18 protein-coding genes and 1 other RNA gene are annotated in these 19,141 nt (G+C 41.4%); 9 read left to right on the top strand and 10 right to left on the bottom strand.

What is annotated here, in order from left to right; translation table 11 throughout:
• The first annotated feature begins 205 nt into the window (after nucleotides 1-205).
• From FTV43_RS03000 to FTV43_RS02985, 4 genes are read left to right on the top strand one after another with little or no spacing between them, the layout of a single operon-like run.
• A complete protein-coding gene (locus FTV43_RS03000) occupies nucleotides 206-1,000 on the top strand; it encodes a thermostable hemolysin (RefSeq protein WP_167846200.1) in 795 nt (264 codons plus the stop codon).
• Nucleotides 1,001-1,028: 28 nt separating this feature from the next.
• Complete coding sequence (locus FTV43_RS02995) at nucleotides 1,029-2,720, top strand: AMP-binding protein (RefSeq protein WP_179994833.1); 1,692 nt, start codon at nucleotides 1,029-1,031, stop codon at nucleotides 2,718-2,720.
• A complete protein-coding gene (locus tag FTV43_RS02990) occupies nucleotides 2,674-3,528 on the top strand; it encodes a TauD/TfdA family dioxygenase (RefSeq protein WP_104852394.1) in 855 nt (284 codons plus the stop codon). Before FTV43_RS02995 ends, FTV43_RS02990 begins: the two co-directional genes overlap by 47 nt.
• Nucleotides 3,529-3,568: 40 nt before the next feature.
• Complete coding sequence (locus FTV43_RS02985; protein WP_179994832.1) at nucleotides 3,569-4,414, top strand: SDR family oxidoreductase; 846 nt, start codon at nucleotides 3,569-3,571, stop codon at nucleotides 4,412-4,414.
• Nucleotides 4,415-4,424: 10 nt separating this feature from the next.
• Here FTV43_RS02985 and FTV43_RS02980 read toward each other — a convergent pair whose 3' ends face one another.
• Nucleotides 4,425-5,762 (bottom strand): sigma-54-dependent Fis family transcriptional regulator, encoded by a 1,338-nt coding sequence (locus FTV43_RS02980; RefSeq protein WP_179994831.1) that lies wholly within the window; start codon nucleotides 5,760-5,762, stop codon nucleotides 4,425-4,427.
• 193 nt (nucleotides 5,763-5,955) lie between these two features.
• Between FTV43_RS02980 and FTV43_RS02975 the strand changes: the two genes are divergently transcribed.
• The 3 genes from FTV43_RS02975 to FTV43_RS02965 all read left to right on the top strand — a co-directional run bounded on the left by FTV43_RS02975 (nucleotide 5,956) and on the right by FTV43_RS02965 (nucleotide 7,924).
• Complete coding sequence (locus FTV43_RS02975) at nucleotides 5,956-6,639, top strand: MBL fold metallo-hydrolase (RefSeq protein ID WP_096902279.1); 684 nt, start codon at nucleotides 5,956-5,958, stop codon at nucleotides 6,637-6,639.
• 44 nt (nucleotides 6,640-6,683) lie between these two features.
• Nucleotides 6,684-7,466, top strand: coding sequence for a sulfite exporter TauE/SafE family protein (locus FTV43_RS02970; RefSeq protein WP_104852390.1), 783 nt, complete (start codon nucleotides 6,684-6,686; stop codon nucleotides 7,464-7,466).
• A 140-nt stretch (nucleotides 7,467-7,606) separates the two neighbouring features.
• Entirely contained in the window at nucleotides 7,607-7,924 is a 318-nt protein-coding gene (locus FTV43_RS02965; RefSeq protein WP_004975369.1) for a hypothetical protein, read from the top strand.
• A 94-nt stretch (nucleotides 7,925-8,018) separates the two neighbouring features.
• On the opposite strand, the gene FTV43_RS02960 is transcribed toward FTV43_RS02965, so the two are convergent.
• From FTV43_RS02960 to ssrA, 7 genes are all read right to left on the bottom strand, one after another.
• Nucleotides 8,019-8,801, bottom strand: a complete 783-nt coding sequence (locus tag FTV43_RS02960; RefSeq protein WP_225543583.1) for a hypothetical protein — start codon at nucleotides 8,799-8,801, stop codon at nucleotides 8,019-8,021.
• A 3-nt stretch (nucleotides 8,802-8,804) separates the two neighbouring features.
• On the bottom strand, nucleotides 8,805-9,062 hold the full coding sequence (locus tag FTV43_RS02955) for a hypothetical protein (protein ID WP_004975373.1): 258 nt from the start codon (nucleotides 9,060-9,062) through the stop codon (nucleotides 8,805-8,807).
• Between the two features lie 274 nt (nucleotides 9,063-9,336).
• On the bottom strand, nucleotides 9,337-10,044 hold the full coding sequence (locus FTV43_RS02950) for an ABC transporter ATP-binding protein (protein WP_179994830.1): 708 nt from the start codon (nucleotides 10,042-10,044) through the stop codon (nucleotides 9,337-9,339).
• A gap of 1 nt (nucleotide 10,045) precedes the next feature.
• Nucleotides 10,046-11,254 (bottom strand): ABC transporter permease, encoded by a 1,209-nt coding sequence (locus tag FTV43_RS02945; protein WP_179994829.1) that lies wholly within the window; start codon nucleotides 11,252-11,254, stop codon nucleotides 10,046-10,048.
• Nucleotides 11,251-12,402, bottom strand: a complete 1,152-nt coding sequence (locus FTV43_RS02940; protein WP_179994828.1) for an efflux RND transporter periplasmic adaptor subunit — start codon at nucleotides 12,400-12,402, stop codon at nucleotides 11,251-11,253. Before FTV43_RS02940 ends, FTV43_RS02945 begins: the two co-directional genes overlap by 4 nt.
• Before the next feature lie 186 nt (nucleotides 12,403-12,588).
• Nucleotides 12,589-12,831 carry a hypothetical protein gene (locus tag FTV43_RS02935; RefSeq protein ID WP_004975383.1) on the bottom strand — a complete coding sequence of 81 codons (243 nt, stop codon included), beginning with the start codon at nucleotides 12,829-12,831 and terminating at the stop codon, nucleotides 12,589-12,591.
• A gap of 284 nt (nucleotides 12,832-13,115) precedes the next feature.
• Nucleotides 13,116-13,475, bottom strand: a transfer-messenger RNA (tmRNA) gene (gene ssrA / locus FTV43_RS02930).
• Between the two features lie 130 nt (nucleotides 13,476-13,605).
• On the opposite strand from ssrA, the gene glpK reads away from it, so the two are divergent.
• A complete protein-coding gene (glpK, locus tag FTV43_RS02925) occupies nucleotides 13,606-15,090 on the top strand; it encodes a glycerol kinase GlpK (RefSeq protein ID WP_179994827.1) in 1,485 nt (494 codons plus the stop codon).
• 119 nt (nucleotides 15,091-15,209) lie between these two features.
• Here glpK and FTV43_RS02920 read toward each other — a convergent pair whose 3' ends face one another.
• On the bottom strand, nucleotides 15,210-16,568 hold the full coding sequence (locus FTV43_RS02920; RefSeq protein ID WP_179994826.1) for an NAD(P)-binding domain-containing protein: 1,359 nt from the start codon (nucleotides 16,566-16,568) through the stop codon (nucleotides 15,210-15,212).
• A gap of 664 nt (nucleotides 16,569-17,232) precedes the next feature.
• Entirely contained in the window at nucleotides 17,233-17,439 is a 207-nt protein-coding gene (locus FTV43_RS02915) for a hypothetical protein (RefSeq protein WP_004975391.1), read from the bottom strand.
• Nucleotides 17,440-17,834: 395 nt separating this feature from the next.
• Here FTV43_RS02915 and sbmA point away from each other — a divergent pair, with 395 nt between their 5' ends.
• A complete protein-coding gene (gene sbmA, locus FTV43_RS02910; RefSeq protein ID WP_179994825.1) occupies nucleotides 17,835-19,031 on the top strand; it encodes a peptide antibiotic transporter SbmA in 1,197 nt (398 codons plus the stop codon).
• The last annotated feature ends 110 nt before the right edge of the window (nucleotides 19,032-19,141 follow it).

The raw sequence follows: 19,141 nt of genomic DNA, 5'->3' as shown, positions 1-19,141 counted from the left end.
GAACAATTGTGTTTTGCATAATTGGATGACTGTTTATTTTTGATTAGTTTATTGTTTTAAACATATAAGGAGTTGAGTGATCATCTCCTTTTTTTGTGTGCATGAAGAGTTTTTTGAATTGTGACAGTTTGTAGCGACTTAAGTTTTCTTTAAGTTTAGATTTCTATCTTGAGCATTGAGTTATTTTCTATCCAATGTGATGCACATGATCAAATTTAATTTTGATGCTCAATCATCCAGTCAAACGCATTTTCTGGATGCGAATTTTCATCAGCAAAAAAATAAAAAACAATTCAACGGGTATGCATCTGTAGCGCAGCCGTATAAACCACAAACGAACCCAAAACAGTTGAACCTAGAACAGCCACATTTAGATGTATTACACAGCTATGCCTCGGTGATTCAAGCACACACAACAGCACAACATTTAAATGTGACAACTGTGACCCAAGATGCTAGCAAACAACGCTTGGCATTAGAGCATTTTATTCGAGATAAATACCAAAAAGTCCATCAGGCATCCATAAATACTTTTTCAGATACCTTGTTTGCAGGCTATGTAAACCACGACATGCAAGTGGTGATTGGCATGCAACCATTGGGCGCGAACCAAGCCTTTTTGGAACAGTATTTAGGTGCACCCATTGAAACCATTTTAACCCAATTGAGCCAAGTGCCTGTAACGCGCGCGCAGATTGTTGAAATTGGCAACTTAGCAGCGCAAGACATGAGCAAAGCCAAATTGATGGTGGCTTTTTTGGTGTTTCATTTATCGCAGAACAATGTGTCGTGGGCAGTTTGCACAGGAACAGCAGCAGTGCGCTATGTGTTACAGCAAATGGGACTGCATTTTCAGGTGCTAGAAAAAGCCAACCCCGAAGCCTTGGGCGATGCACAGCATCAATGGGGCAGTTATTACCAACAGAAGCCTTATGTACTGGCGATTGACGTTGCAGCAGCGTTGGCGGTCACGCAACAGCAATATTGTTTTTATGCCTAAGGTTATGCAGAAAGGCGGAAATTGAAAGATGAATGAGTTGTTTGAAAACCTGAATCACTATACCCAAACAGACCCTGAGCGTGAAGCAATTGTGACGGCACAAACCACACTGAGTTATGCCACATTACAGCAACGGGTTGAGTTGCTCAGTGCAGAATTGGCAACTTATCAAGTACAGCGTTTGGCGTTGTGGGGTGTGAACCAGGCCGATTGGATTGTGGTCGATTTAGCCGCACGTAAAGCTGCAATGACAGTCATTCCTGTGCCTTTATTTTTTACTGCTGCACAAGTGCAACATTTACTGCAAGACAGCCAAGCCGAGTTGCTGTGTATTTTGACGGATACTGCACAAAGCGATACTCCGTCCAATGTTAACTCGGCTATTGGAAATACTGCTATTCCAGAAGCTTTGTTGGAGATGATTGATGCAGTTCAGGCACAGGTTTTGCCACCATCAGATTTATATCAAGGGCAGTTGTTTCGTCTAAGCGTTGAAACAGCACAACCGCATTTATCCCCAAATTCTGCTGAGCAGCCTACAAAAATTACTTATACCTCGGGCAGTACGGGTACTCCCAAAGGTGTGTGTTTGGCAGAAGCCACCATTAATTCAATTACGTACTCTTTAAGTCAGGCATTGCAAAGCAGCCAGCTTGGGCGGCATTTGTGTCTAATTCCATTTGCAACATTGCTTGAAAATATCGCAGGCGTGTATGTGCCTTTTCACATGGGGCGTGCAGTGGTGGTGGCTGAAGTCAGTCAGTTTGGTTTGCTGTCCAACCATGAGTTTGATGTTTCACGCTTTGTCGATGCCGTGCAGCAATATCATATTGAAAGCGTGATTTTATTGCCACAAATGCTCAAAGCGATTGTGGAATATATCCATCAACATGGCGATGCAGGCTTGCATACTTTGAGGTTTATTGCCGTGGGTGGTGGCAAGGTGTCTGCAGATTTACTCAAGCAGTGTCAGCAATTCAATTTACCTGTTTATGAAGGTTATGGTCTGTCTGAATGTGCATCGGTCGTGAGTTTAAACCTGCCTGAAGCTCGCAGAATTGGCAGTGTTGGCCGCGTATTGCCGCATGTTCAAGTCGAAATTGCTGCCAATCAAGAAGTGGTGGTCAAGGGCAATGCCATGTTGGGATATATGCATGAACTTGGGCGTGAGCAGGATGCGGTATCAGCCGATATTCACACAGGCGATGCAGGTTATTTTGATGAAGATGGCTATTTATATATCACGGGGCGTATCAAGCAAATTATTGTCAGCAGTTTTGGGCGCAATATTTCACCAGAATGGGTTGAATCGAACAGTTTGAGTGAGCCTGAAATTCAACAGATTGCCGTGTTTGGTGAAGCGCAGCCGTCATTATCTGCAGTGATTTATGCCGAGGAACATCGTTCAGATGCGCAATTGGCAGCCGCGATTTATCGTGCCAATACCCGTATGCCTGATTATGCCCAAATTAAACACTGGTGCCGTGCTGAACAACCTTTTTCTTTAAATAATCAGATGTTAACCGATAACGGAAAATTGCGTAGAGCAGTCATTCAGCAACAGTATCAGACAGCTTTGGCACATCCTACAACGTATTTAATGGCTGATCTTGGAGATGTTTCACAGATAGACATCAACCTGTCAGTCATCAATAGAGATAGAGAGAAATCACATGAATATTGCACAACAGCAATTCAAACATTCCCCACAACAAATTAAAGATCGTTTGGTGGAGCACGGTTGGGTTTTACTTAGAAATGAACATTATGATGTGAATGCGTTTAGTGGGCTGATGAGCAATATTTGCCAAAAGCTGACCTATGACCCTGCACGTGAAAATGTGACCCGACAATCGCAAAAAGTAGATGCAGGTACGCAGGCAATGGGACTGCATATAGAAAATGGTTCAACCCCAATGCCGCCTGATATTATTGCTTTTTTTAGTGAAAAAAGTGCTTCGCGTGGTTCGCAGACTACTTTATGTGATGGACATGAGGTATGGCAAAAACTGCCTGACACACTGAAGCAGAAATTTGCTGAACCGATGACCATCAGCCGTTACTTACCCAAAGCGATGTGGCAAAAGTATGTGGCGACAGCACTCAATATTGCCGATGCCGTACAGGTCGGGCAGCAGGAACTCGCTCATTTTATTGAGATGATTCCTGGACAACGGATTCGTCCTGCGCATGATGAAGGTGTGCAGTATGACTTGAACATGCCGATGATTCGCCATGACAATTTAAAAGCTGTGCCTGCCTTTGCCAATACCTTGTTGGGGCCTTCTTATAATTACGAAAAGCCGCGTTTTTACTTTGCCGATGGCAGCGAAATCCAAGCAGAATTATTGGAAGAATTGGCAGAGCGTTGCGAGCGTGAAACCTCAGAAATTGACTGGCAAGATGGTGATGTGGTGCTCATTGATAACAAGCGCTTTATGCATGGCAGACGTGAAATATTGGTGCCATTAGAAGATCGTAAACTCTATATTTGTATGGGCTTGGGACTGAATCCTGCATTTTTATAATTGAGTTGTATCGAATATCTTAAAATTGAGAGTATCTTTTATGTCAAATTTAACTGCGGTGATTTTCGGGGCAACAGGCGGGATTGGTCATGCGATTGCGCATCATTTTGCTGAAAAAGGCTTAAACTTAATTTTGGTTGGGCGTAAGCAAGACACCTTGCAACAACTAGAGCAAAGTCTGGCGCAGCAGTATCCTCAGTTGCAATTACACAGTCTGCGTTGTGATTTAATTGATGCCAGCAGTCGTCATGATTTTATTCAGGCACTTGCCGCATTAAAACAGCCGATTCATTACTATATTAACAATGCAGGCATGAATGATTTTCGTCTGTTTGCGCAGCAATCACAGGATACCATTGAGCAAATGATGTTGGTCAATGTGGCTTATCCGCTGCAACTGATTCAGGATGTGATTCCATATATGTCGGACAGTCAGCTGAGTCAGATCATCAATATTGGCTCGACTTTTGGCAGCATCGGCTACCCTGGCTATGTGAGTTATTGCGCCAGTAAGTTTGCCTTGCGTGGTGCAACTGAAGCATTGGCGCGAGAGTATGGTCAGACTGCCATTCGTTTTAGATATTTCTCCCCACGCGCGACCAATACCAGTATGAACAATCCCGATGTGATAGAAATGAATATTAAAATGGGCACAAAAATTGATAGTCCTGAATTTGTGGCACAGGAGTTATATCAATTTTTGAATCAATCAGGGCAATCGTACCAAGTTGGTTATCCTGAAAAAATATTTGTGAAATTGAATCAGGTAATGCCGCATGTTGTGGCTGCGTCTATTCAAAAAGATCTAGACACCATTTACCACTATGCCGACAAAAGTAAAAAGTCGAGTCCTTTAAGCTATGTTGCTCAATCTAAAAAACCTTAAGTCATCTAAGTCATAAATGAAACTTTTTGCGATAACGCCATAAGGTGGTTCGGCTAATGCCCAAGGCTTGTGCCACCAATTCAGTTTGCCCCTGATATTTTTCCAGTAAATCCTGCAGTGTGTCTTTATCTACTTTATTGTTGGTTTTGATGGGCAGCTCAATAGGTTGTGGCGTTGGGGGAGCTGTGGCGAGTTTCAAACTAGCATGCACAATTTCATCGGGTAAATCGTGTTGATCAATTTCCGTTTTACCTGCTGACATGGTCAATGCATACAGCAAGGTATTTTTTAATTCACGCACGTTGCCCGGCCAGTCGTAATTGATTAATACCTTCAGTGCTTGCTCGGTCAAATGTGGCGTGACCTGAAGCTGGGCTTGTTGTTGCAAAATAAATGCTGCAATTTTAGGGATATCTTGTTTACGTTCACGTAGTGGTGGCACAAAAATTGGAATCACCCGTAAACGATAAAGTAAATCTTGGCGAAATCTGCCTAAACGCGCTTCTTCACGTAAAGCGCGATGGGTTGCGGTAATAATTCTGACATTCGATTTAATCGCTTTTTCACCGCCCAAAGGGGTGAATTCGCCCGTTTCTAATACTCGCAATAATTTGGCTTGCAGTTCCAGTGGAATTTCTGCAATTTCATCTAAAAATAAAGTACCACCTGCAGCACGTTCAAACACACCTTTATGCTCACGAATTGCCCCTGTAAATGCACCTTTCACATGCCCAAACAATTCACTTTCTAAAATATTGGCATTTAAAGCCGCACAGTTAATCGCAATAAAGACTTGTGCATGCCGTTGGCTGCGTGCATGTACTGCTTGCGCCACCAACTCTTTACCACTACCAGATTCACCACGCACCAAAACAGGAAACTCAGTAATCGCTACCCGTTCAATAATGGAATACATATGCTGCATTTGTGGCGAATCACTATGGAAAAACTCCGCCAAACTATTTTGTGCTTGGGCAGATGGGGTGAGTGTTTGTGATGACACTGTTGCAACGCTAGGCTGCAGAAAGAATAAACATCCTGTGAAATCGGCTGTATGGACACGAATATTTAAGCTGTGGTAGTGCCATGCCTTAGCACTATTCGGGAGTTGCAGCAGACCTGTCTGTGGTTGTGATGCTGATTGTGATTGTAGTTTTAATTTCAATAATTGGTTTTTTAATGTTTTACCCGTAGCTGCAGAAACAGAAGCATCTTGTGCATATTCATAAATCCATGTTTGAGCAATGTCGTCATAAACATAGAGCAAACTGTCTGGACAAAGTTGTTGTAAATGAAACAAAAAGCTTTCAAGACTGGCTTGTTGTTCAAAGTCATGTATCGCATTCATGATGTTTCATCTTTTGTTTCATTATTGATTCAATTGAAACACAAAATGCAACAGATGTGAAACATGGAGGATGATCTAAATTTAATAATATCTCTTAATATATTGTATTTTATTAATATATTTAAAAGAGATTAAGTTGGCACTATATTTGCAAAATTAAGAATAACAAAATATAAAACTCAGTATCTATCTCATGATCTTTCATCAATTTTTTGAAGCTGACAGCTCGACCTATACTTACTTATTGGCATCTGAACAAACCCGTGAAGCGGTGCTGATTGACCCTGTAATTTCAGAGGTTGAGCAATATGCTGCTTTTCTAGAACAGCATGATTTGCAATTGGTGTATAGCTTAGATACGCACGTACACGCTGACCATATTACTGCTGCCAACGAACTCAGAACACGTTTTGGTTGTAAAACTGTATTACATCGTAATTCAGGTGTGGTGTGTGGCGATATTTTCATTACCGATGGCAGCGCCATTCGTGTGGGTGAATTATTGATTGAAGCACGTTATACCCCGGGTCATACCAACGCCTGTACCAGCTATGTGGTCAATGGCATGGTATTCACTGGCGATGCGTTGTTAATTGATGGTTGTGGTCGTACTGACTTTCAGGAAGGCAACCCGGCGACTTTATATGACAGCATTCATCTACAAATTTTTAGCTTACCTGATGACACTTTGGTGTACCCAGGGCATGACTACAAAGGGCGTGTGTCTTCTACCGTTGGGCAGGAAAAACGCAATAACTCGCGTTTAGGACAAGGGCGCACCAAAGCGGAATTTATTACCCTCATGCAGAATTTAAAACTGCCTTATCCAAAACATATTGATGTGGCTTTGCCTGCCAATAAAGTTTGCGGCAAGTAATGCTTGCACAGTACAACACAGTGATGGAATAGGGGAAAATACGCATGTGGATGTTAATCCTAGAAGGCTTGGCGATTGGTACTTTGCTGGGTTTGACAGGGGCAGGGGGCGGTATTCTTGCCGTTCCTGCTCTTATGGCAAGCCAAGGCTGGACTGTGGCGCAGGCTGCACCCGTGGGTTTATTGGCAGTCACTTTGGCAGCTTTGGTTGGCACAGTTGAAGGCTTGTTCAAACGTATTGTGCGTTATCGTGCTGCATTGTGGATTGCCTTAATCAGTATTCCATCTGCGCGTTATGGGGTGCATTTGGCAGGTATTGTGCCGCCCATGTGGTTAACACTGGCGTTCAGTTTGGTCATGTTTATTGTGGCGTATCGTATTTTCTTTAATAAGGTCAACGACCAAACTAATCCACCGTGTAAGGTAAACCAAAACACAGGACGCTTAATTTGGAATGTTAAAACGGCGTCTTTGCTTGGTGGTGTGGGTGTAATTGCAGGCTTATTGACGGGTTTGTTGGGTGTGGGCGGTGGTTTTATTATTGTGCCGTTATTGCGTAAATTTACCGATTTGGATATGCGCAGTATCGTCGCAACCTCTTTGATGATTATTTTCCTGATTGGTGGCGTGAGTATTTCAGCACACGTTTTAGATGGCTTTCAGTACCCAATGGCAGTCACCATCACCTTTGTTCTGGCATGTATTGTCGGGATGTTACTTGGACGTACTTTGGTACATCGCATGAATAGCAATACTGTACAAAAGGTATTTGCTACAACAGTCATTGGTGTTGCGTTCTACCTCATTTATACAGCGATTATGGCTTAAGTCTAATATTTGGATACTAGGTTTTTACTTTGAACTGCAGTATTGTGAATAGGTAACGTATTGTTAAGTGTAAGAAAAAGCACTAGACCTAGACCAAATTAAAGATTAGCTTAGTTGTATAAGATGACAAGGAGCCAAGAATGAAAAAACATTTATTTTGTGTGGGTGTAGAGTTCCGTAAAGCATCCGATGAAACAGGCTCTTATGCGTATTTGACCGCATATTTAGGCGCAGATGACTTACATGAAGCGATTGATCGCGTTCAGAAACAACTGGAGCAAGAAGGCAATAAAGTATTATTTGTGCGTGGTTGCTGGGTTGTCGATGCCGATTGTGATGATGGTTTCTGCCCAACCGAAGAAAGTAATGCTGCCTCTAAAGCAGACCTACTGTTCAACGATGAAATCTATTATGGCAAATTGCAGCAATGGTCAATCAACAATGGCTATGAATACTGAGTAAAATGTTGGCTGAGTAAGATGCCGATGGGTTCAGTTTACTGACCTGTGAATATTTAAAAAACCGCGTTTGAATGATTCAAGCGCGGTTTTTTTATTCTTCATCAACCAAATGAACAAGTACATATTTTTCAAACCAGATCGGAAACTCTCCTTTAAAATCTGGATTAATGATCAATGTATCTCCGTTAGTCACTTCACAGATATAAGAAGCCATATTCTTGGTCGCATTACTTGAGTTATCAAATAAATACGCTCGGTCAGATACTTCAATCGCATCAATCAACATGTGCATAGTGCGGAAATAGCGTTCACGGATTTTAATTTCTTCGACTGGATGACCACCATTTTTCACACGTTGTTTAACTCGGTCCACATTAATATCAGGGTCCTCAGTCGTCACAAAGTATAAATAGGTACGATAGCCTTGCGTTTTAGCATCTCGCAAAAACTCGATTTTACTCTCATGAGACATTACGGTTTCAAATGTAAATCCAACCTTAAGCGTAAGTAACTCTTTACGGATGACATCAAGAATTCGGGCTGCGAGGTAGGAATCAATCGTGTTCCCGCTTAAGTCGATTAAGCTTCCATCAATCACAGGATCTACTGAGAGGAGAGGACTTTTGCTTAGAGTACCATCTGCATTTTTTAGTGGTCGACTTGCTTGAGTAAGATAATCAACCAATATGTTTGCATTAATGCGTATATCAAATTGACTTAGATCAAGAATGGGTGTGGCTTTAAGATCGCGCTCAAGGTTGTCAGCATTCAAAAACAATTTAGATAAACGGCTATCTAAACCATTAATCATCGTACTTTTGCCCGATCCATTTGGACCCGCAAACATTCTGATTCGAGGTGTTTTTGGCAACATAAATTATTCTGCAGTAGCCTCTATGTTACGTTTTCTAATTTTAAAGGTTCTGCGACCATTAAACTGGCGGGCTAGATCAGGGTTCCGACCAGATAACTGTTTGATTAAAACTGGTTTGCCATTCGGGGTTTTGCTGACTAAGGCATCATTTTCCACATAAAGTACTCGATCACTGTGAGCTACTGCAATGAAGCGTTCACGCAAAACGTCAGCTGCAGCTGTAGCGATTTCACTTTCATTGGTTCGGTTTCTAGTTGACATATCTAAAACCTCTAGGTGATTAAGTTTCATGGTTAGCGCGTCAATTCTTGGATTAAGAATAAATTGCTCTATTTAATCAATATATGCGTATTTTGATTAAATTCCAAGAACAGTATGAAGCTAGTAAGTATTATATTTTTGCATTTCTGATGCTATCAGAATACCACATCAACCGTTTTTTAGCATTGTGTCGCATGTAACTTGAAATGCAGATATTTTATTGCTTTTGATATTGAGCTAAAACATCAGTTTCCAGCGCTGAAAACTTTAGAGCCTACTTAAAAGGACGTCCTTCGCCTTGTTCTTCATAAGTCACACCATCTCGAATGTGGTACAAGCGTTTAAAGGTAGGGATGATTTTATCGTCATGTGTGACTACAATAATTGCAGTTTGAAATTTTTCTGCCATTTCGTGTAATAAGCGAATCACGGTCATCGCGCGTACACTATCCAATGGTGCAGTGGGTTCATCGGCTAAAATCACAGGCGGTTGATTAATCAAACCACGTGCAATGGCTACACGCTGTTGTTCACCACCAGACAATTGCCCAGGCATGGCATGTACCCGATGCTGCACATCGAGCGCCGTTAAAATTTCCAATGCGCGGGCGCGGGCAATGTCATTGGCTACGCCTGCTAACATCGGCAGCAGCGCTACATTATCCAAAACATTTAAAAAAGGAATTAAGTACGGGGTTTGGAACATAAAACCAATTTTATCGCGGCGTAAGGCACTTAAGTCTTTGACTAACCAACGTTGATCAAAAATCACCTCATCGCCCAAAGTCATGCGTCCTTCGGTAGGATCAATCACGGCACCTAAACATTTGAGCAAGGTGCTTTTACCCGAACCTGAGGGGCCAATCAGCCCAACCACTTCACCGGGTGCAACCTGCATTTTGACATCTTTTAAGGCATAAAAGGCATTGTCACCTTGTCCAAAACGCTTTTTTAAACCTTTAATTAAAATGCCGTGTGTCATGTTATCCCCCAATTGCTTCGGCAGGGTCAATGCGCAGTGCCATCCGAATTGCAACCAAACTGGCTAACATGCAAATCAGCATCACCGCAATAAATCCAAAAATAGAATCTTGCGGAACCAATAAGACATATTTCGGGAAATATGGTGCTGCAAAAGTTGAACTGATTTTACCGACAGCAAATCCAATTAATCCCAGCGCGAGTGCTTGTTGCAAGATCATCCAAGCGATTGTGCGATTGCGTGTGCCAATTAATTTTAAGACCGCAATTTCACGAATTTTGTCCATAGTCAGGGTATAAATAATAAATGCCACAATCGCGGCGCTGACCAAGGCCAAAATCACCAAAAACATGGCAATTTGTTTGGCGGATGTGGCAATCATTTTGCTGATTAAAATGTGTTCCATCTGCGGGCGGGTATAGACTGTTAGTTGTTGCCAACGCTGAATATGTGCTGCTGTTTCTTCAGCTGAAGCACCTGCATTTAAACGGACTAAAATAGCATTCACATAACGGTTGCTACTTTGTGCATTGAGTACGCTTTCAAGCAAGTCAGGATAAGCAGGGCGGTTATAAATTGGGTTTACTGTAATTCGTCTACGGTCTTGTAAAATGGCAGCATTGTCCTTTTGGAATTGCGCCTGTTGTGCATCTTTCAGCGGAATAAAAATCATCGGGTCACCACCCGAAGACACCATGCGTCGGGTTAAACCCACCACGGTAAAGGTGTTACGACGGATTTTAATACGATCACCCAACTTTAATCCCGTACTCATGTCGGCTACGGCTTCATAGTGCCCGCGGGTCAATTGACGTCCTGCCAATAAATGTGGCGGCCACCCCAAGTTATTCCACGCATGTTCACCTGTTTGAATCCCGACCACCATCGAGCGAATATCTTTATCTTGATGATGCACTTGCATGGTTAAATAAGTAATATTTGAAGCATGCGCCACCCCGGGCATATTCATCACGCTGCGATATAAATCATCACGCACACTTGAAGGTTCTGCATAAGGGCCAAGTGTATCTTGCTGCACTACCCATAGGTCAGCACCACTGTTATTCAGCAGGGCTTTGGCATCATCTACCATGCCGCGATACACGCCAGCCATAATTAAGGTCACACCAATCAGCAAGCCGAGTCCAAAGCCAGTAAATACAAATTTACCCCATGAATGGAAAATATCACGACCTGCCAGACTAATCATTTAGCTGCTCCTGCAAGTTGCTTGACAACCCGTAAACGGTTTTTGGCATGTAGGGGTTTTTCACTATACAGCACCACTTGATCATTTTCGGATAAGCCTGCGAGCACTTGCACATCGCCCGCTAAATTTGAACGTCCTAATTGAACTTCAACAAATTGCGGCTTTTCGGCCACAACTTTCCACACGCCTACTTGGTTATTGATACGGTGAACTGCCGCATTGGGAATGGTTAAGCTGCGTGCCAATGGTGCGAGGCTGATAGTGACTTCTGCTAACTCACCCAAAGGCGGAAGAGGCGTTGGAGGTTGGTTAAAAACCACCTTGGCTAAAATTTCTTCGGTAATGGCATCGGCACGAGGTTCTACCCATAACACATGACCTGCCAAAGCATTATTTTGCCGTGAACGTAAATGAATTTGAGCTGGTAAGTCAGCAGCTAAACCAATCGCACTGGATTGATCGAAACGGGCATTCATCCAAATGGAGTTAGGATCGACAATTTCTAGTACGGTTTGACCTGCTACCACCGTTGAACCCGGTTCTGCATAACGTGCAGTGACGACACCTGCAGCTGTGGCCACTAAATTTAAATTATCACGCTGTGCTTGTAAGGTATTCAGGTCTGCACGTGCTTTATTGAGTTCTTGTTGCATCGCGCTGAGTGCCGCCGTTGCCAAACCGAGCTCTTGTTGTTTAATGGCTAAAGATTCTTGGCTGGTGGCATTGATTTTAGCTAGTTGTTGATAACGATTGACTTGTTGCTGCGCAAAATTTTGACGGATTTGAGTGTCTTGTTGCTGAGCGGTAATTTTTTGGATTATCGCACGTTGAGCCAATAAACGATCTTCTAGATCGACAGGATCCATTTCGCCTAACAGTTGTTCTGCTTGTACGTTATCGCCAATATCTACTTTTAAGTTTTTTAAGCGACCTGCTGCAGTTGGGCCAATTTTATAATTATAACGCGCTTCAACGGTTGCTACGCCAAACAGGCTAGGTTGAATGGATTGATATTTGACTTGCGTGAGGGTGACGTTGACAGGGGCAAATGGGCCTGTGCGTAAGACCACGTAAATTAACAATAAAACCAGAGCTACAATGACCACAATCACGGAAATAGTTCGCTTTCCTAAGGGAAATACCTGCATGTGTACTCCGCATAATTTTTTATCAATTAAGGATAATATAATCTATTTTGTTGTTGTGCGGGGGAGTTATTCGGTTTGGGGGGATGAAAGCGAAAAATGTTTGGAGATGAATAAACCGTCCAATAAAAAGGCTTAAATCCTAAAAGTGGATTTGAACCTGTATTGTGCAAAAGTGAGCAATCCTGATCATTTTTCGTGAAGTTTTACCTCAATTTGATAGTCGTCTTGGGTCACTTTAATTTTATGGTCTTTATATTTACGTTTGCTTGGCGAGAGTGCAGAGCTAGTCACTGCCTTATGGAAATCACTATCTGACATGAAAAAATAATAAGCCTTATAGCCCAATAATATTTTCTCAATTTTATTGCCTTTAGTCTGAGCATCACTGATCAATGAATTTAGATACTTTAAGCTGATGTTTGCTGACATTCCTGAACCTTAAAATATAAAGTTGAAATTTCTAAGAATTTATAAGCAACAAACATTACAAATTTATGACAAGGGTTGTTTGAGAGATGTGCTTCGCTTCAGGTCATTATAGATCTAAAAGTTGTGGGTCAAATTGACGCAATTTTGACCCAATTTATTCAAATTTGGGTCAATTTGTTCTGGATAGCATTGGACGCAAAACCCATAGAAAAAGCCTTAAACACTGATGTTTAAGGCTTTTTTAGTCATATTTAGTTATGTAACTTCATATGAATTTAAGAATTTGGTGGAGATGGCGGGAGTTGAACCCGCGTCCGCCAACACTACACTCGAGAATACTACATGCTTAGATATCGTCTATTGTTTTAACACTCTAAGACCCGACGAACAGGGTTTAAAGTGCGATCCTCTAAGTTTGGTATAAAGTCCCGAGGCTCAACTCTATACGGACTTGTGTGCGTGCGCTTCAGTCGGGTTCACTGACCACAAGTATTCAGTGAAGCGGACAAGCGGCCCTTAGGCAGCTAGAGCGTAAGATTCGTCGTTTGCGACTATTTTAATGCAAATTTGATTTACGAGAGAAAATGCGCTCTCGGCATGCATCTATGAGCTTCATCATCAGCGTCGAAGCCAATAACATCCCCATATCACAGCGCAATCATAGCATAGCTGGCAAAAATTACGATGTATTTTCTGCACAATTACACATTTCGATGCGCTTAGTTACATAATTGCGCTAATATTTTATTTTTCAAGTCAAACACAATAAAAAATATGAGTTATTTACTAGCACTCGATCAAGGCACAACCTCTAGTCGCGCTATCATCTTCAATGAACACGGACAAGTTCAGGCAACGGCACAACGAGAAACCCATATTCAGACCCCACATTCAGGTTGGGTGGAGCAAGATGCTCAAGAAATCTGGTCAAATCAAATTGCTGTGGTGCAACAGGCTCTGGCGACTGCAGGTATTTTGGCTAAAGACATTCGCGCAATTGGTGTGACCAATCAACGTGAAACCACAGTGGTGTGGGATAAACGCACAGGTAAACCATTAGCGCCTGCAATAATTTGGCAAGATCGTCGTGCGGCTGATTGGTGTCATCACTTGATTCAAAATAATCAGATGCAATTGATTCAGGAAAAAACAGGTCTGCGTATAGATCCGTATTTTAGTGCAGGCAAACTGGTGTGGCTGCTTGAGCATGTCGATGGATTAAAAGCATTGGCACAGCAGGGGCATGTGGCTTTTGGCACCATCGACAGTTGGTTAATCTGGAATTTGACCCAAGGCGCAGAGCATGTCATTGAAGCGAGTAATGCTTCAAGAACGATGTTGATGAATTTACATCACCAAACTTGGGATGAAGAATTGCTGGAATTATTTCAAATTCCCGCATCAGTTTTACCTAAAATTATTGCATCCGACAGCTATATTGCAGATACCGCAACGGGTTTATTGGGGGCGAATATCCCAATTATAGGTATTTTAGGCGATCAGCAGGCGGCGTTGTTTGGGCAATCGTGCTTTGAAGTTGGTACAGCAAAAAATACCTACGGCACAGGCTGTTTTATGTTGTTTAATACAGGCAATCAGGTGCAATTTAGCCAAAATAAGTTACTCGCTACTTTGGCGTGGCAATGTCAAAATCAAACCCATTTTGCCCTTGAAGGCAGTGTTTTTATGGCAGGTGCTGTAGTGCAATGGCTGCGCGATGGTTTGGGTATTATCCAAAAAAGCAGCGATGTGGAACAACTTGCCAATAGTGTAACTTCTAGCGATGGTGTAGTGCTAGTTCCTGCATTTACAGGGCTTGGTGCGCCACATTGGGACAGTGAAGCGCGAGCGCTTTTATGTGGAATGTCACGTGGCACCAACAAGGCACATATTGCCCGTGCTGCCTTGGAATCCATTGCATTTCAGGTGTCGGATGTACTCACTGCGATGCAATCCGATTTAGATCATCCACTGAAAGAGCTTCGAGTCGATGGTGGTGCTAGTCAAAATGATATGTTGATGCAATTCCAAGCCGATATTTTAAATGTGCCTGTGTTACGTCCTAAAATGTTGGAATCAACCGCTTGGGGAGCAGCAGCTATGGCAGGTTTAAAGGCGGGTGTATTTTCTGACTTATCTGAAATTTCAGCATCTTGGCAGTTAGATCGGGTATTTGAACCCCAAATGAATGAAGCAGAGCGTGCAGAACATTTAGCGCGTTGGCAACAAGCCTTAAAACGTGCTAAGTCAGACTTATAATCAGCGCTATTTCTAAAATAACGCTAAGTTGAAATAAATCTTTAAACCACAAGCCTCATCAGCAAAACTTTTGAGGCTTGTAGCTGTTTTTTCGTTACTTTGATCTTTTAGATTACGCCTTAAATTGCCTCACGTTGAGCTTCATCTTCTAGATAACTTTCCAAAGAATCATCTAGTGCATAAAGCCATGGTGTGTGATGCGGTTTAGCCATTTTTCCTGTCATCACTGAGCGATAAACTTTATCTCTAAAGCCCATAATATTTTCTTTTTTATGCTTTTTCCATTGCATGAAAATATCGTGTACTGCATCAATATTGAAAGATGGATAGTCGGTCTGCGCAATCAGGCGTTTGATGTAATCCCCTTGGAAACGTGCAGATTGTTCATCGCTGATTAAGCGTTGTTCTTTTTCATGCAAGGTTTGGGTATGGCTTTGCATTTCATCTGTACTTGGCAATGCAATTTTGCCTAAAATCACATCACGGACAAACCATGCCTGCGCATCGAACATATTGAAGGTGTACCATTGATCCTGCATGCCTAAATAGAACAAACGTGGATTCTTTTCCCAAACCACACCTTGATATAAACCTAGTGGATAAAGGCAGTTATGCGTTCTGAGGCGCAAGCCATCTTCAATAAACGGGAAGTGGTGTAAATAGCCCGTACATAAAATAATGGCATCAATTTTGGCCGATGTTCCATCACCAAAATAAGCAGTATTTTCATCTACACGCAGTAATTGTGGTTTTTCAGACCAGTTTTTGGGCCACTTAAAGCCCATGGCTTTACTGCGATAGCAACTGTAAATTTGTTTGGCGCCGTATTTATAACATTGCGAACCAATGTCTTCGGCAGAGTAGCTGCTGCCCACCAACAGCACTGATTTACCTTTAAATTCCAGTGCATCACGGAAATCATGCGCGTGTAAAATACGACCATGGAATTGATCAAAGCCTTCATAAACAGGGACACGCGGGGTAGAAAAGTGCCCAGAGGCCACCACAACATAATCAAACTGTTCTGAATAATGACGTTGCTGTGCGTAATCTTCGACATCAACCGTAAATTTTTGCGTCGCATCATCATAATGAATATGCTGAACGGCGGTATTAAAGCGGACTAAGTCTTTCACCTGTGCTTTTTCTGCACGACCTTGAATATAATCCCACAACACTGCGCGTGGCGGATAAGACGCGATTGGTTTTTTGAAGTGTTCATCAAAAGTATAATCGGCAAATTCTAGCGCTTCTTTAGGGCCATTTGACCATAAATAACGGTACATACTGCCGTGGACAGGTTCGCCATGTTCATCTATACCTGTGCGCCAAGTATAGTTCCAGAGTCCACCCCAATCATTTTGTTTTTCGAAACATACAATTTCAGGAACTTGTAGACCTTTGGCCTTTGCTGACTGAAACGCTCTTAATTGGGCCATGCCGCTTGGGCCAGCGCCAATAATTGCAATTCGATCCATTGCTATCTCCATTAGTTTTTGAGTTCTTAATTACTTCTCCAATTTTGAGTGACACAATTCAGGATTTTAAATATCCGCATTATAAAAATAAGCAAATACAATCCTAAATTTAGAGATCAAGTAGATCTTGTCAAAATAGGATGTGAATTAAAAAAATAGAAAAAATAAAACACACTAAAGACAGTAAAAATTGCTTAAGCAACTCATCTTTATAAAAAAATGTGTTTTACAAGAAGCATGATCTTATCATAATTTTTGATTAATTTTGGTTTTGCTTAGTTGTAAAAGTGAATTTAAAGTCATTGCTGTTGTTGTTTTGGTTTGATAAATTGGTATATTTTATTGATTTTTATAGAGAAAATAAGATGAAAATTTAAAGCTAATTTTTATCTCATTTTGCCCAATATAAAGGTGATTTTGATGAGATTGTTGCAAAATCTACAATGATATACAGAGGATTGAAAACTGAATCTTAGGCAACATTTTCAGAGAGCCATACCCGAAGTGGACTTCTGAAAAATTAAAAGGATGCTGTGATTGATAGGTGTAATGAAAGTTTAGTTTTTATAAGCCATGAAAGCAGTAGCGTATTTATCAAGCTTTATCTAATGATTGAATGTGCTTTGCGTACATTCAATCATTAAAGTTTGTGGCGACTCAGTAATTAAAGTTTACGCCACACCTTATTTTCATCTTCTAAAGAGACAGTAAAGTTAAATTCGTCGTCTACGGTAACCAAGTAGGAGTTAGGATTAACCAATAAAACTTTTAAAATTGTACCTTGCTCGAATTCAATTGGTGCGCAGTTTTCTTTACGTAGAACAATAGGTTCAAGTAGCTCAATAGCAATGTTTTCTGTTGGAGATTCCATACCGCACCCTAAATGAGTTATTTTTAATCAACTGTATTATATAGTAAATTGATGAATAATCTACACAAAATCGTAAATTTGTGTCGGGTTTAAATATTTTGTACTTGAATTGTTGGTCAAAAAATCGCAATAAATTTGCCCAATACTTCATAATTTGACATTTTAAAAATATAAGAAATTGAAATTTGATGTAATTTCTTAGATGAATGGCAAATGAACAGCGCAGTAAAATATAGCCGATTGATGAAATTTACAGTTTTCAGTATAAAAATAAAATTATTGCTGAAAAAACAGCGTATAAAGTATAAAAGTTAAAGTATCCATTCACGCTTTTTTAAGTGGTGAAGGCACTGGGTTTTACATTCCAATTTAAAAAATAAAGGCTTTTTGTCTGCATGTTTAAGTCATTTTTTCCAAATCCAAAGTGGTTTTTTATTTCATTGCTTGTTTGGTTCGCGATCAATCTGGCTTTATGGTACTCGGGCGGTAGCGCATGGGGTAGTTGGATTGGCTTCCCGCAAGGCTATGCCGAAGCAACATTACCCATCGATGTCAGCCGTTTTTGGTCACCTGCATTTTTATGGTTTTATCTGTGGTTTTTTGTGGCAACGACGCTGTTTGCCATTTTCTGGAAACTTAAAGCAAATCACCCATGGCAGCGCTGGTCGGTATGGGGATCGGCATTCATCCTGTTTAATATTTGGTTTGGGGTACAAGTCAATGTTGTGGTGAATGCCTGGTACAACCCATTTTATGACCTGATTCAAAAAATGCTCAGTAGTGGCGGTGGAGATGTCAATGAACTCTATGCAGGTGTGCTGACCTTTTTATACATCGCCATGGTGGCAGTGACCTTAATGGTTTTGAATTTATTTTTTGTTAGTCACTATGTTTTTCGTTGGCGTACAGCAATGAATAATTATTACACCGCACATTGGGAAAAACTCAGACATATTGAAGGGGCTTCACAGCGTATTCAAGAAGATACCATGCGCTTTGCCAGAACCATGGAAACTTTAGGGGTAAATTTAGTCGAAGCCCTAATGACTTTGTTGGCATTTTTACCTGTGCTGTTTAGTTTGTCTGTGCATGTCAAAGCCTTGCCTATAATTGGGGAAATTCCGTATGCCTTAGTGTGGGCGGCTGTTGGCTGGGCAGTATTTGGTACGGTGGTGTTAATTGTGGTGGGTGCGAAGTTACCAGGTCTGGAATTTAATAACCAAAAAGTTGAGGCGGCTTATCGTAAAGAATTGGTTTATGGTGAAGATCACGCTGAACGTGCTGATCCGCTGAGTTTAAAAGAACTGTTTAGCAAAGTGCGTTTGAACTATTTCCGTTTATATTTCCACTATGCCTATTTTAACTTGGTACGCATTTGGTATATGCAATTAGACAATATTTACGGCTTATTTGTGTTATTCCCAAGCATTGCCGCAGGGGCTATTACATTGGGTTTGATGATGCAAATTGCCAACGTATTTGGCAAAGTCCGTGAATCTTTTCAGTATCTGATTGCATCTTGGCCAACCATTATTGAGCTCTTGTCTATCTATAAGCGTTTAAAAGCATTTGAATCGACATTGGATCACTAGTTGTGGTGGCGACATCCATGATTTGTTGTGGATGTCGCGTTCACATGTTCAGAACTATGGTTGCTAAATATAAATAGATCTGAACAGCTGTATAAAAATAATATGAGTGT

The sequence above is a fragment of the Acinetobacter sp. YH16053 genome (assembly GCF_013417035.1).
In the GTDB taxonomy this organism is placed as follows: Bacteria; Pseudomonadota; Gammaproteobacteria; order Pseudomonadales; family Moraxellaceae; genus Acinetobacter; species Acinetobacter towneri.
The sequence above is the reverse complement of the archived record's forward strand: the minus strand, read 5'-3'. Positions and strand labels throughout refer to the sequence as shown.

Excerpts from the sequence above, each read along its gene's own strand:
- FTV43_RS02975 (WP_096902279.1), top strand. The coding sequence starts at position 5,956 with ATGATCTTTCATCAATTTTTTGAAGCTGACAGCTCGACCTATACTTAC.
- FTV43_RS02985 (WP_179994832.1), top strand. The coding sequence starts at position 3,569 with ATGTCAAATTTAACTGCGGTGATTTTCGGGGCAACAGGCGGGATTGGT.
- FTV43_RS02965 (WP_004975369.1), top strand. The coding sequence starts at position 7,607 with ATGAAAAAACATTTATTTTGTGTGGGTGTAGAGTTCCGTAAAGCATCC.
- glpK (WP_179994827.1), top strand. The coding sequence starts at position 13,606 with ATGAGTTATTTACTAGCACTCGATCAAGGCACAACCTCTAGTCGCGCT.
- FTV43_RS02935 (WP_004975383.1), bottom strand. The coding sequence starts at position 12,831 with ATGTCAGCAAACATCAGCTTAAAGTATCTAAATTCATTGATCAGTGAT.
- FTV43_RS02940 (WP_179994828.1), bottom strand. The coding sequence starts at position 12,402 with ATGCAGGTATTTCCCTTAGGAAAGCGAACTATTTCCGTGATTGTGGTC.
- FTV43_RS02950 (WP_179994830.1), bottom strand. The coding sequence starts at position 10,044 with ATGACACACGGCATTTTAATTAAAGGTTTAAAAAAGCGTTTTGGACAA.
- FTV43_RS03000 (WP_167846200.1), top strand. The coding sequence starts at position 206 with ATGATCAAATTTAATTTTGATGCTCAATCATCCAGTCAAACGCATTTT.
- FTV43_RS02995 (WP_179994833.1), top strand. The coding sequence starts at position 1,029 with ATGAATGAGTTGTTTGAAAACCTGAATCACTATACCCAAACAGACCCT.
- FTV43_RS02970 (WP_104852390.1), top strand. The coding sequence starts at position 6,684 with ATGTGGATGTTAATCCTAGAAGGCTTGGCGATTGGTACTTTGCTGGGT.
- FTV43_RS02920 (WP_179994826.1), bottom strand. The coding sequence starts at position 16,568 with ATGGATCGAATTGCAATTATTGGCGCTGGCCCAAGCGGCATGGCCCAA.
- FTV43_RS02980 (WP_179994831.1), bottom strand. The coding sequence starts at position 5,762 with ATGAATGCGATACATGACTTTGAACAACAAGCCAGTCTTGAAAGCTTT.
- sbmA (WP_179994825.1), top strand. The coding sequence starts at position 17,835 with ATGTTTAAGTCATTTTTTCCAAATCCAAAGTGGTTTTTTATTTCATTG.
- FTV43_RS02915 (WP_004975391.1), bottom strand. The coding sequence starts at position 17,439 with ATGGAATCTCCAACAGAAAACATTGCTATTGAGCTACTTGAACCTATT.
- FTV43_RS02945 (WP_179994829.1), bottom strand. The coding sequence starts at position 11,254 with ATGATTAGTCTGGCAGGTCGTGATATTTTCCATTCATGGGGTAAATTT.
- FTV43_RS02955 (WP_004975373.1), bottom strand. The coding sequence starts at position 9,062 with ATGTCAACTAGAAACCGAACCAATGAAAGTGAAATCGCTACAGCTGCA.
- FTV43_RS02960 (WP_225543583.1), bottom strand. The coding sequence starts at position 8,801 with ATGTTGCCAAAAACACCTCGAATCAGAATGTTTGCGGGTCCAAATGGA.
- FTV43_RS02990 (WP_104852394.1), top strand. The coding sequence starts at position 2,674 with ATGAATATTGCACAACAGCAATTCAAACATTCCCCACAACAAATTAAA.